The sequence below is a fragment of the Paenibacillus guangzhouensis genome, assembly GCF_009363075.1.
GTDB classification, from domain to species: domain Bacteria; phylum Bacillota; class Bacilli; order Paenibacillales; family Paenibacillaceae; genus Paenibacillus_K; species Paenibacillus_K guangzhouensis.
Genome location: NZ_CP045293.1, coordinates 2815219 through 2828989 on the forward strand (window position 1 = coordinate 2815219; position 13771 = coordinate 2828989).

The 13771-nt window shown below is 49.5% G+C and carries 8 protein-coding genes; all 8 read right to left on the minus strand.

Translation table 11 applies throughout. From position 1 onward, the window contains the following. Positions 1-25 precede the first annotated feature (25 nt). The 8 genes from GCU39_RS12605 to GCU39_RS12640 all read right to left on the minus strand — a co-directional run bounded on the left by GCU39_RS12605 (position 26) and on the right by GCU39_RS12640 (position 13655). Positions 26-2281 carry a glycoside hydrolase family protein gene (locus GCU39_RS12605; RefSeq protein WP_152393836.1) on the minus strand — a complete coding sequence of 752 codons (2256 nt, stop codon included), beginning with the start codon at positions 2279-2281 and terminating at the stop codon, positions 26-28. Beyond that, a complete protein-coding gene (locus tag GCU39_RS12610; RefSeq protein WP_152393837.1) occupies positions 2278-4704 on the minus strand; it encodes a hypothetical protein in 2427 nt (808 codons plus the stop codon). Before GCU39_RS12610 ends, GCU39_RS12605 begins: the two co-directional genes overlap by 4 nt. A gap of 29 nt (positions 4705-4733) precedes the next feature. Further along, a complete protein-coding gene (locus GCU39_RS12615; RefSeq protein ID WP_152393838.1) occupies positions 4734-6671 on the minus strand; it encodes an alpha-galactosidase in 1938 nt (645 codons plus the stop codon). Between the two features lie 85 nt (positions 6672-6756). After that, a complete protein-coding gene (locus tag GCU39_RS12620; RefSeq protein WP_152393839.1) occupies positions 6757-8391 on the minus strand; it encodes an extracellular solute-binding protein in 1635 nt (544 codons plus the stop codon). 56 nt (positions 8392-8447) lie between these two features. After that, a complete protein-coding gene (locus GCU39_RS12625) occupies positions 8448-9320 on the minus strand; it encodes a carbohydrate ABC transporter permease (protein ID WP_152393840.1) in 873 nt (290 codons plus the stop codon). Then, positions 9314-10285: an ABC transporter permease gene (locus GCU39_RS12630; RefSeq protein ID WP_152393841.1), complete on the minus strand. Its 972-nt coding sequence runs from the start codon at positions 10283-10285 to the stop codon at positions 9314-9316. The genes GCU39_RS12625 and GCU39_RS12630 overlap by 7 nt, the downstream gene beginning before the upstream one ends. A 119-nt stretch (positions 10286-10404) precedes the next feature. Beyond that, entirely contained in the window at positions 10405-12108 is a 1704-nt protein-coding gene (locus GCU39_RS12635; protein WP_152393842.1) for a sensor histidine kinase, read from the minus strand. After that, positions 12105-13655: a response regulator transcription factor gene (locus tag GCU39_RS12640; protein ID WP_193726906.1), complete on the minus strand. Its 1551-nt coding sequence runs from the start codon at positions 13653-13655 to the stop codon at positions 12105-12107. Before GCU39_RS12640 ends, GCU39_RS12635 begins: the two co-directional genes overlap by 4 nt. Positions 13656-13771 lie beyond the last annotated feature (116 nt).

The window sequence follows — 13771 nt, forward strand, 5'->3', positions numbered from 1 at the left end:
ATCCTATTTATTCGAATGTGGTTGATCATTTATGAATCATGAATGAGTACTCAGCGTATGGTTCGATAACCATCGTTCGTTGATCAAGCAATGCATTTTCACCTAGCACCTGCGCCATATCCGCTCTACTCTCAACGAAAACGTTGACCTTCGCCGTAAATTTCGTACGATTTATGAGCTTCACCGACATCGTTGCAGCATTATTGTCGACGACTTCAACATCCACATGATCGATCGCGCAGATGAACCCCGTATCTTTTTGAATGTATACACCTGGAACCTCGAAATACGTTAGCATGCAGGAAACCTCACACCAGCAAGAACCGCCAGCAACCTCGCCAATATTCTCTTTTCCTTCCCAGTCGCTTAGATTGACCCGCTCGCCCATCCAACCTGGAGGCGAATATGATGATCCATCGCGATTCCCGCCCCAGGATATGCGAAGCGGACGATCCGCTCTGGACAAATATTGTGGCAGGTTATGTGCGATATCTTGAAGCAGTTCCAGATAAAAACCATTTCCTGTCGCACGGTACAGCTTAAATAAGGATGCGCCCGAGAACGTGCATATTCCCGGCGCCGCGTGCTTATTCTGAACACTTGCCCAGACTGCTCCCGTCGATCGCAAATCGAGCTTGCGGAATTCCGCTTCCTCGGCATATTGAAAATCGTAAGACACAACCCATGTCGCGCATAATTTGGCTGTTTCCTCTGCCATACGAAGCCACTTCTGGTCTCCCGTCGTTTCATATAAAACAACATATGATTCTAGTAACGCAAACGCCGATTCGCTGTCCGGGCATTGGCAGATTTCACCCGGGGCACCGGTCGTAACGCCTTGCTGTACGAAATGATCGTAATAATATTGCCCTGCAAGGTCTGCTATGGCGGTGTAATCCGGGCGATTAAAGTATTGCCCTGCCAAGGCCAACCCCGCAGGTGCGATTCCTGCACTGCTGCTGCCGCCGATAATCATTTCTTCTTTCTCCAGATCCACGAACTGGCCGAATTGTCCGTACTTGTTCCACAGGCGAACAAACGCGTTGCAGGCCCGGATCAACCCTTCTTTCCAACGGTCCGGAATGGGTTCGCCTAATTTGTCCATTAGCATCAGCTGTTTTGCCATGAAGTATAGGACATCCGCATTTTTGCGCAGCAACACAATCGAAGTTTCTTCATGACGGCGGAAAGCGTCGCCTAAGCGATTTCCTTTGCAATAAATGCCGTAAAAAAAACCTGATGGCGCTTGGATCGTGTCGAACAAGAAATTCAAGGTCTTAACCGAACGTTCTTTGGATAACCCGTTTCCGATGGCGAGCATTGGGTATGTATTTATTGCACCCCCGACCCACCCGGTCTGCCATTCGCCAAACACGGGATCCGGTGAAGTCGATGAGCGGTAAAACTCAAAATCGCGCTGCCAATTGTCCCGGTTATATTTCTCCTCCAATAGATCCCAAGCGGCTGAGAAAGGGATTTCATGCCTGAGCTCGGTAGGACCGGTTAAATCTTTGCGAACCTTCGCGAAATAATCGAACAACGTCGAAATGTCGGAACAATCGAAAGCATACAGTCTGAATTTGATCGTCACCTCGTCTTGTTCGTGAAAATCGAATCCACGGTCATCGGATGTCTCTTTCGTGTTGCACATACTGTATTTACTGCTTCGAACCGCTGGAGCGGAAATCGAGATCACCGCCTCGGAGCGATCGCCGCTTTCTTCGGCGGTCAAGCCGGAATCGCCAAGTACCGTTCCTTGATAGGTCAGCAGCAGCAAGCCCTTCTTCTGCGAATGCAAATAACATCCGACAGCTGGCGTAGCTAGGTCCCCTGTTCGCAGCTCAATGATTGAAGGTCCTGGCTCCAAGCTCAGTCTTGGCACATCCGTAATCGTCGTCGGAATATCGACGCTGATCTCCTCTTCGCGCTCCAACATAGGCGGGTATTGCTGCTCGCTGACCCGAAAGCGGTTGCCGTTGTAAGCTGCCGCTGGCATGAACAGATAGTTGTCCTGCGACCAGCGGTCCAGCTTTAACCCAACCGATACGTTGGCATTGCTCACGGATCCCTTGTCAACTTTAAAGGTTGCTTCACCATCGATCGCATCTTCATTCGATGCGACCGATTGCCTTGTATAATGGACATGCCATATCGATTCACCCAGCACAAGCTCCTGCTCAACGCTGGATTCACCGAATTCGCATGATGCCGAACGAATCGGTTCAGCTTCATCAAATTGAGTTAGCTTCAGGGTAATGGTGCAGCTGGTTTCGTTCATCATATCGATGTAACCTCCGTTGCCCCACCTATCGCTTCCACCGTCTCCGGCTCGCCATAAGCGAGCAGTTTCACGCTGACAGACGGCTTCGGATCTCCCTCGAACTTACAGCTGAACGAGACCGTCTGCCCGCCGTTTCGGATGATCGGCGCATCCGCCGACGCTTGCACTGTCTGCAGCAAATTCCAGTTTTGATCGTAAATGCGCCCAGTTCGCCCGCCTTCGAAGACGAGATATTGGTTTGGCCCAATCTCTGTATCGAATGTCAAGTAAACGCCGCTCGTGTACAAGGTAGGACGCTTCACCGAAGCGTCTTCGTTGCCGTACGACGGAATGACGCGCATGATGAACTTCAGTGGTTGATCAGCATATTTGTTGAAATACGTCCAGTCCGCCCCGCCAGGCTGGCCTGGCTGCAGCTCAGCCGGATCGCAGACAAGCGGCTTCGAGATGTGAACCGGATACAAGCTCCAACGGCCATCTTCCATCGCCTTCAGGTGCCAATCCCCCTTCGGTTCACGCAGCCGTTCGCGCTGTTCCGGCGTAAACGCCCCGGCTCGCCGTGCCTTCTCCCATTCGCTCACCAAGGTGAGCAGCGTCTCGATATTGCCGTTTCGCCGCAGCACAGCAGTATCCGCGACCAGCGCAAACCCTGAACCAAAGCCTGCCGCTTTCGACAACACCCATTCGATTTCATCCGGCGATGTCGCCTCGAACCGTTCGGAGGCGGAACGAACAAGAAACCATCCGAGCATCGGCGGAATGAAGTTACGCGCAAAATAGCGCTGGTTGCTGAGACGCCATTCGAGCTGGCCCTCCCTTGTTGCTGCTCCCCAAGGCTCTCCCCAGTTAAAGCGCGTGAACACATGCCACAAATAATTCGACACGACGATGCTCGCGTCGTTGATGACTTCATCTCCCCAGCCGTCATAGCACATCTTGACGAACCGGTTGACGCCATAGGCTTCATGCCCGGTAGCATACAAACCTTCCAGGCCATCGAATGAAATCTGCTTCAAACCCGACGTACGGAACAGCTCCGCAATCCGCCTGCTGTAATGATCCTGCAGCTCGATATTCGGGAAAAAGACGTCATAAGGGTGGTCCCACAATCGACCGATATCCGTACCCGCTTCATGTAGAGCGACAGCCGTACCATTCGCGCCGCGCCGTACGCCGAGCAGCTTCCACGGCGCGTTATCGGTCACCGCATCGTATTCGATCAGCTCGCTGCCGATTTTCGCCGAGCGGCGGAACAGGTTCGCCGTAAACGGCGCAGGATCGCTCACCTCGATGACCTGCTCTTCTACCCCAATCGCCACTACCAGTTGCGCCTTGCCAGCCATTTGCAACCGCTCATCCGGTATCGGCGTCACATACGGATCGTTCAGCGTCGTAAAGTTGGACAGCGTATGTACGCCGACATGCACACCCTCGCGTTCCGCAAGAGCAACACACGCCTTGAGCCCTTCATCACCATTCGGAAAGCTACTCTTCTTAAGCGAAAAATGCCCCCACTGTCCAAACGGGTCGGAATGATACACATAACGGAGGCCAGCCATTTTCGTATATCGCACTGCATCCGCCATCGTCGCTTCGGAGAAATCAGTGATCAAATACGATTGGTTCGCAGCCGGGGAGATTTTGCCCCATACGCCTTCGATCAGCGGATGAGGGAGCCCTTCACCGAGTTCGATCGCTTCAATCGCCTCGAGCACTTGGTCGACCGCGCAGCCGAACACGGCGATCTTGGTTCCGACGATTAGCGCGTCGTCACCATCGCCGAGCGGAGCAACGTCAACATCCGGCAAATTCCATACCGGGCGCCGGGCCGCTTTCGTGCGGTTCCTTGCAAAAGCTTGCAGCAGACTTCCATCAACGGTCGGCCATGCCGCACAGACATCGTATTCAAATTTATTGTCGGATAGCTGCTTACTGTCGGGGTCCGGCACGCCGTCATGCGAATATGTTCGCTGGACAAACCCCATTCGTTCAAGCTCGATCGGCCAACCTCCGACCGTCTTCATATTCAATGCCTGCAGGCCGATGGCAAACGTTCCGTCATGCACGACGCCAACCGACTCTCCGATCGATCCCGTAATCGTCGTGACATATGGCCCCCAGATGACGGCATCCACATCACCTTCGATATGTCGCACTTCGAATGTCGCATACAGCCCTTTCTCTTCGACCATGACATCTACTGCCGCTCCGCAAGCCGCAAACTTCAGCTTCACGATGCCGGATACCGCATCAAACGTTGCCTCCGAAGGCACCTCTGTACGGCCGTTCACGACAACGCGAATCAGCGATGACAAATGTATCGCTGATTCATATCGCTCTCCGGTTGCCGTATCGATCAGATCAATCACATTCCCTTGCCCGTTCATTTGAATCATCAAATTTCCCGCCGAAATCGTAAGCATCGAAGCCTCATCTCCATCACTTCGTTATTTTATCCTTCAGATGACAAGCTGCTCGTTCTGTTCACTGGCATGATCGCGATTTCATACGGATCAAGCGATACTGTGACGACACCATGACCGCGTGAATCCAGTTTGATCTCCCCTATATTCGCGATGTGCGCCGTGTCTTCGCTGGCAAATCCGGCATAGTTCAATGGCAGCTCAAGCGAAATGACCTTATCGGTATGGACCGGATTAAATATGACAAGGACAGCGGGAATGTCCGCCTCTGTCGATACATGCATCACTGCATCCGGTTCATAGCCGTTTGGCCGCGCCAAATGGACCATTTCACCGGTGAGCGTTTTTCGATACTTTTTGTAAAATGAAATCCATTTGTTGAATATTCCCTTCGTCTTGTCTCCGAAATAGACGTTTCTTCCATACAATACGCCAGCGTGCCCGTACCCGAACATGCCGCCAATTGCATGATCATACGTAGCTGGATTTTTTTCGGAAGGCTCAATGCTATGACCGTGGTACATGTCCAGGTTGCAGGACGTCCATGTTGCACATGCCGGATCTTTATACCGCGAATCATAGACAAATGCCCGTGTTTGCGTAACAAGGTTCATGCCGCCCATTTCATTCTGATCTTCCTCCCGATACCCTCCGGGCCGCTGGGCCAAACCGAGGAACATCGACTGCATTTCCTGCGGTGCGGTGATCATTTTCCCACGGGCTGTAATCTCCTTGAAGAAGTTCTTCTCCCACATCCAGTTCATGAATTCAACACTTTCCGGATTGGCATGATGATGATCGGTCGCTTGACACGGCAGACCATGATAAGGCCCGTCAATGGCCAGACCGTCGAACCCGATCTCATCCAGCAGATGGAGCAGCTTCTCCCTGATGTAACCGCCCCAAGGCGACTGATAGCACATATTGCCCAGTCCTTCTGGTGAATAGCGAAGCCCGTCTGGACCTAAATACTGCCAATCCGGGTGCGTCTTGCACACCTCGGTCGAGTGCCACGCAATCGTCGTCGAACAATACGGGAGCACCGTTAATTGCTTGCTGTGATAATAATCGACCAGCCTCTTCATGTCCTCTTCCCCGTTAGGGAATAAATCCGGACGAGGCATGTAATCTCCCGTATTGGTGAACAGCTGCCCTACGAATAACTCGACGGATTCGAAGCCATCTTCGGCGGATTGGTCCGCAATTTCGCGTAACTCTTCAATTGATTGGCATGCATTGACGATCCGTTTGATCTGCGGCGACGTAATCCATGGCGCAATAGTTTTGTACAGTCGGTGCAAGATAATCGCTGCCTCGTCTTTATTACCCGATACGACCGCTTCGTAGCACTTAAACGTTTCGAAATGCAGCCCCGGCATCAGCTCCATGCCGATCGACTTTGGAAACTCAAACCGGGAGAACGGGACGTAATAGTCGTCTTCTTTTTGTATATTCCAGTAATAATCACTGAATACCGCCAGCTCGATTTTCCCTTCGAACAACCTTACAATGTCAACGGTGACATTATCGATCACGATCGGAGCTGATGAGACGTTACGCACGCGTACGCTTTTGGTTAGCATCGGAAGCTCGTCGGCAATTTCATATTCGATGACAAGTTCGACAGGCGGTATTCCTTCATGGCGCCCCGAACAGGTCAAACGCAGAATATCCCCGAAACGGCCCCTGTCCTGCTCGACGCCAATTACAGCAAAAGCCCCTTCCCGATGCCAATTCAACCGATGCTTCCACGGCCCGGCTTCATAGGTGATGCCTCCGATGCTTACTGCAGCCTCATAAGGAAGGTTCGACTCAAATGAAAAAACCGGGTACCAGAAATCTCCCCTCTGCTCCCCGTTCGGACGAATGTGGAATGCCGTTGTCGCCACACCTGCGGAAATATCGATCACGCGGTGAATATAATCGTTTTGAATGACCATGGTATGGTCTTGAATGGATATGCTCATATCATCGATTGCTCCTCTCCATCGCTACGAAAATTGTCCGGATAAACGTTGCGGCCTTCGCATGAAGGCCGCCCCTACTATACTGCTATTGCTGCTTCAACTTGTCATAAGCTTGCTCCGCTTCAGCCATGACCTTGTCGCCGCCCATGTTGTTCCACTCGGCCACGTAGCTGTCGAATTCACTAATCGGTTTTTTGCCGATGATCATGTCGATGAACGTCTGCATCGTCAATTTATCCAATCGTTCCTTGTAATCATTATAGATCGGTCGATCGATCGGCCCGAGAATGTCATATTTCCCTGTACCGAGCTCCATCAGCTTGCTGCGAAGGGGAAGCAAGGATTTATCCTTCGTATTAAAAGCAGCCAACTCCTCGTTATAATCATCATTCCATCCGCCAGGGACAGAATAAGCACCGCCGAAACCGTATTTCCACTGTTCTTTTTGATCATCGTACGGCTTGATGTATTCGAATCCGCCATCCGCTGTTTTCTTGAACGTCTTTCCTTCTTCGCCATAGGTCAGCGCGATTTTGGATTCCACCTCAAAGGAAGTGAATTCGAACACCTGAAGGTATTTGATCATTTTGTCATGGTCTTGCTCCAATTGTTTACCGAACATGATATCGACTCCGAACAACGCATTTCCCTGCTGCATCCCGTAATCCCCATTCGGCCCTTTCGGTCCTGGAATCATAGCAAAGCTTGCGTTCGGATTCTTCTTGTGCAGCGCCGAATAGATATCATTGCAGCAGAATACGCCGTCCTGAGCAAGCCCGAACCAATACGTCGAGACGGCTCCAGCTTTTTCCTGAACCATTTTGTCTTGGACGTTATTCCCTTTGTTCACGATAAATTCCGGATCGATCAAGCTCTGTTGATACCAACGGTTCAATACCGTTAAAGCTTCTTTGGCTCCAGGCAGAATTTCGCCGCGTACGATCTTACCGTTATCTTCCGTAAATGCCCCCGGGTAGACGCCATATGCTCCGAAGACGAAGCTAAACAGATCCCCGATACTGCCAGCTGTTCCCGTAATTCCGTACGTATCCTTCTTGCCATTTCCGTCCGGATCGTCATTTCGGAATTTATTGAGCGCTTGCTCCATTTCATCCAGCGTCTCCGGTGTTTTGGTAATTCCGACCTTTTTCAGCCAATCTTCACGGAAACCTACAACGCCGCCGTGTGGAGCTAAATCCCATATCCCCGGCAATCCGTAAATTTTCCCGTCCCTCCGCAAGTATTTGAACGGATCGTCTCCCAGAATCTTATGCAGGAATGCCAAGTACTTGGGCGCATACTTTTCAAGATCCTCCAACTTGATTTCAGCAACGACGTCTTGTTTGATCAGCTTATCGTATTCCTGAAAGCTCAGACTTTTCCACCAATCAGGGGTGTCGCCAGAAGCGATCGCCAGGTTCAGCTTTTCTTTCTGTGTATCGGAAGATGCCACATAGAACTCGGCGTCAAAATCGAATTTCTTCTTGAGAAAGTTCATGAAATAACCGTCGATTTTGGTCTGTTCGGGATAATAGGTCCAAAAATTCAGCTTCATCTTTTCGCCTTGTTTCGATCCCTCATCGCCAGTCTTTTGTGTTTCATCGGACTGTGCAGTTTCTTGACCTTTCGATGGTCCCGAATCCGAACCGCATCCGCTAAGCATCGTAACGAACATCATCAAGCAAATGAGCACAGATAACCCGTACTTCTTTTTGTTCATTCCAAACCCTCTCCCTTTTCACATGTTAATTTCTATTCCAAGGTCTACAGGTACGATCAACCTTTCACCGCACCCACCATGATGCCCTTCACGAAATATTTCTGCATAAATGGATAGACAACGAGCATCGGAAGGATCGATAACATGATGACAGTCGCCTGCAGCTGCATGCCCGAATAAGGATTTTTCTCTTGCAATTTCGTTAATATGTCGCTGAATTGCGTAGGGTTGTTCTGGATAATAATTCTTCGAAGTACGAGTTGCAGCATCTCTTTATTCGTATCGTTCGTATAAATCAAGGCGTCGAACCAGGCATTCCAATGCCCGACACCTACCCACAACGCTTCCGTCGCAATGATCGGCATCGACAGCGGAAGAATGATTCTGACAAATATTCTTAAAAATCCGGCGCCGTCCACCATCGCCGATTCTTCCAAACTTTCCGGAAGCGAGCGGAAAAAGTTGCGCATAATCATCACATTAAACGTGCTGAGCATGCCGGGAATGACTAACGCCCATATGGTATTGTACATGCCGAGATACTTGATGAGCAGATAGTTCGGAATTAACCCGCCGCCGATAATAAATTGGATGAGCATAAATCGTGTAATCCATTTATTGAGCGGCAAATCTTTTTTCGACAAGGGATACGCCGTGATGGCCGTTGCCAATATGCTGATCACAACACCGAGGCAAGTTCGAATGATCGTATTCTTGTAGCCGACCCATAAGGCGTCAAAATCAAACGCAAGCTTATAGCTGTCAAAGGAGATTGTGCTTGGAAAGAGCTTAAATGAACTGTGAGCGGCATCCCCGCCATCCAGCGAGATCACCACTTGCGTCCAGAACGGATATAACGTGATGATCAAGACACCCGTCATAAAGGCATACAGCAAGATGTCTGCGACTTTACTGCCATATCTCACCATAAGGTATAATCACCGCCTCCCATTCGCTTCGCGAGTCCGTTCGCTGTCAACATCAGAATGAGGCCAATCACGGATTTGAACAAGCCGACCGCCGTCGCATAACCGTAGTCCATATCCACCAAACCTTTTCTGTACACATACGTATCGATAATATCGGCCACATCATAGACCTGCGAATTGTACATGTTGAAGATTTGGTCGAACCCGGCGTCCAGAATGCCCGACATGGACAAGACGAGCATAATGCTAATCACCGGCATGAGCAGCGGAATCGTAATGTACATCATGCGCTTGATCCGACCGGCGCCGTCGACGACAGCAGCCTCGTGTAAATGCGGATCGATGCCTGTAATGGCTGCGAAATAGATGATCGAGCTCCAGCCAAAGCTAGCCAGGATCGACGTCACGACGAGAATCGAGCGGAAGTACTTGGTGTCTGCCATGAACAAGATGGGATCGACGCCGAAAAGGCTAAGGATCGCGTTGACAGGTCCTTCAAGCGACAGGATGCTCATGAAAATACCGCCCAGAATAATCCATGAAATAAAATGAGGCAAGTATGAAGCAGTCTGAACAGCCTTCTTGAACCTCACGTTCTTCACTTCGCTGAGCAGCAGCGCGAAGAGGATCGGAATCGGAAATCCCCAGATCATGCGATACACGCTGATCAGAACGGTATTCTTAAGCACGAGATAAAAACCCGGGTCACTGAACGCTTTTTCAAAATGGGCGAGCCCGACCCAAGGACTGCCGAAGAAGCCTTTCGTAATGTGAAAATCCTCAAATGCGATCAGCAGTCCGTAAATGGGTACGTAATTGAAGATGGTGACGTACAATACGGCAGGAATCAACATGATCAGCAATAACCGGTATTTCTTGTACGCAAAGCGTTTGGATTTCTTCTGCTCGGTTTTTGATCGCTTATTCCATTCAGGCTGCCCGGCCAAAACGGTCGTTTTGCTCATCCCTTTGTCTCCTTCCTGATTTCTATGAATGCGCATTCATTTCTTATCGAAAGTATAACATCGGGTTTCGCAAACGATCATTATCAGTTATTTGCTTTCCTTATCGTTTTTCTGACCAATTAGACGAGGGCTAACCCATTCTCAATTTGAGGGATGGTAATCGTCATCGTTGTCCCTTCCTTCGCATCGCTATGAACCGTTAGACCGTAACCTGTGCCGAAGAATAACTCGATTCTTTCCTGCACATTTTTCAGACCATATCCTGCCGTGCGAAACGTCGTAATTTTGCGAATCTGCTCTTCGTCCATTCCCGGTCCATTATCCCTGACGGCAAACTGTAGGGTGCCTTCGCCAAAACAGGCCGAGATGGTGATACGACCTCGCTCTTCCGTTAACCGGTCTACGCCATGTTTGATCGCATTTTCCACGAGCGGCTGCAAGATCATATTGATCGTGTAGAACCGCTGGACTTCCTCGTCCATATCGTAGATGACATCGAATCGAGCATCATGGGTGATGTGCATAATGTCCAAATACGATTTCACATTATCCAATTCACTCTGAACCGCGATAAAGTTATCTCCTTTATTCAGCGCCGTACGATAATACTTCGACAACGACGTCACGATATGGCTAATTTCATAAGATCTAGACTGCAGCGCTTTCCAATTGACGGACGAGAGCGTGTTATACAAGAAATGCGGATTCATCTGCGCTTGCAGCCGTTGCAGCTCCTTCCGGCGCACCTCTTGAATTAACTCTTTAACGCGATAAAGCATATTGCCGAAACGATCGATCAACTCGCCGATTTCGTCCTTGGACGAGTTGTGAATGTTCAGTTCGAGACCTCCGTTTTCTACGCGCTTCATCCAATGATTCAACTGATAGATGCGCCGCAGCATGCCGTTGGCGAACAGCGAGATGATGATGAGCACAATAACGCTGCAAATGCCGATCACAATGAACGTGGCATACAGGATGGGAGCCGGATTCCCAGATACTTGGTGCATGGGAATATAACAATGAAAACGCCAGTTCGTATTCGGAATTTGCTGCGTGATCGCCATCATACGTGTCTCGTTCATCATGACCGTGCCATCCTTCGAGCGGAGCTGAGCAGCGGAAGGCATTTCACTGACCGCGCGTGAATTTGTAAATAGCGATGCACCGTCCGCATCCGAGATGATCACGCCGTAATCGCTTAGCAGCTTCACGGAATCCATAAATAAACTATCTATGCTCATGTGAACGTAGAGGACGTGGTGGCCGGGGTTGAAGGTTTCCGGAAATTTACATACGGCATAAACCGCTTGCTGCGATTCATCATAATACCAGCGGATCCCGAATTTGCTCACCGCATCGGTATACCATTTTTGGTTCGATACCCCTTGGGCCGATCGCAAATAATCCCCATACTCCGGAATCGAACTTTCCGTATAAATCGTCAGCTTGTCGATGCCGTGATAGGACGTAAGCATCATGCTGAAATAAGGATCTAAATATTCTTTCAATTGATTGGCGAGCGCAGATAAATCGCCCGACTCTCCGTTCTGTGTCGACATAATGTTCTGGATCGTGCGATTGGCGACAATCAACTGAATCAAATTGTTGTATAAATCCATTTTGTACGCGATGCTGTTCACCGCCGTGCCCATATTTCGCTCAATGCTCTGCTCTGCTTGATGGCGAAGCAGCTGGCTCGATTGACTGTACGAGTACACGCCAAGCACCATCATCGGAATAATCGTAACGATCAAATACGAAACAATCAGCTTCTGCTTCAATCGGAGGCGAGAGACAATCCAATCGATTCTCTTCATCATAGGCCATGTTCTTCCCTATACTGGGATGGTGTTTTCCCATAACTGTTCTTGAACAACGCGGAAAAATAAGCGAAATTGGGGTAACCGACTTCCTTACCGATATCCGTAATTTTCTTGTTGGTCGTAAGGAGCAGTTCTCCCGCCTTTTCCAGCCGAATGGACGTGATATGTTTAATAATGCTTTTGCCTACATGTTTCTTGAACAATCGGCTTATATATCCTGGACTGAGATACACTTGCCTTGCGATGCTCTCCACCGTGATTTCACTGCTGTACTCCCGTTCGATCAATTGCAGCACATCATCGATCACTCTGCGGAACATTTCCTGGGGTTTTTCTGCACTGCATGCCATATCTTCGGCGATTGACCGCATGACCTTTGATAGCTCCACCAGCGATGATGCATGATAGATTCGTTCTAGAATCATCATGTATCCGCTTACACTTTGCTGTTCCGGACGACTTAAGATCGACTTCAATAATTCGGTGCATATAAATTTTACGTAATTTTCCGAGACTGTCCTCCCCGCTTGAAGCATCTCGATCACTTGAATGATTCTAGCAGCATCCACATCGATTTCCCTTAGCCATGCCGCCATGTCCATCAGTACATTACGCGTATATAACGAGACATCCCGGTCTCCCGCAAGCAGCTCTCCCGTGTACAGCACCGCCCCCTGGTCCATGAAAAACTTGTTGGACAGCATCGTATCCATCACATTGTATTCGCTGCTGATTTGCCCAAGATTCTCGATCAGCCCGCTGATGGCGATCATGACGTCTACACTGTACTTGTTCTTGAATAATTCAACCAGCAGCGTTCCCGTCTGGATAATTTCGGCTTCAGTTTCTTCTGGCCTGCCTTCGTACAATAACACGCTCTGCACTTCATTCAGATTCACAAAATCGGCCGTTCTGCCTGTCATGCCGGTCAGCGCCGCCTCGGCATCCAGATCAATCATGTCAAAAAAACGACTCTCGGTATGTACCATCACCATTCTTAAATAACGGTACCCGCTGAAGTGGATGACCGTGCCCGCACTCCCCCGATCTTCTTCTGCGGCAACGCCTCGGCCGTGAATGAGATCGTAGAGAAACTTTTGTTTTTCATAGCGGATGCCCTTCCAGTAAACCTCCTGAATTCTCTCATTTTTCATTTTCTCTTGCCGATCTTCATCACACATCGTAATCACATTCGATACCACGCGCATAAATTCGCCGATTTCTACGGGCTTTAAGATGTAATGAATCGCTTTTAAATCAATGGCTTTCTGGGCATATTCAAACTCGCCGTAGGCGCTCATAAAAATGATTTTCGTATGCGGCGATATCGCCTTGACTTGCTGCGCAAGCTGCAGCCCGTCGAGCTCCCTCATTCGGATATCCGTCAGCAAAATATCGATATCGTTATGGTCGCGAATGTAATTAAGCGCAGCTTCCCCACAATCCGCTTCGGCTACTTCAAGCTCCCAATTAAACTGCTTCGTCAAAAATTTGACCCCTTCGCGTTCCGTACGGTCGTCATCGACAACTAACAATTTATACATCGCCATTCATCCTTTCCATCCTAATCTAGTAGATCGTAGCATACCGCAAAGTATACGAGAAGGCGATATATACCTAAAAAAGATGAAGAGCTGATTCATTCAACTCTCCATCCTAG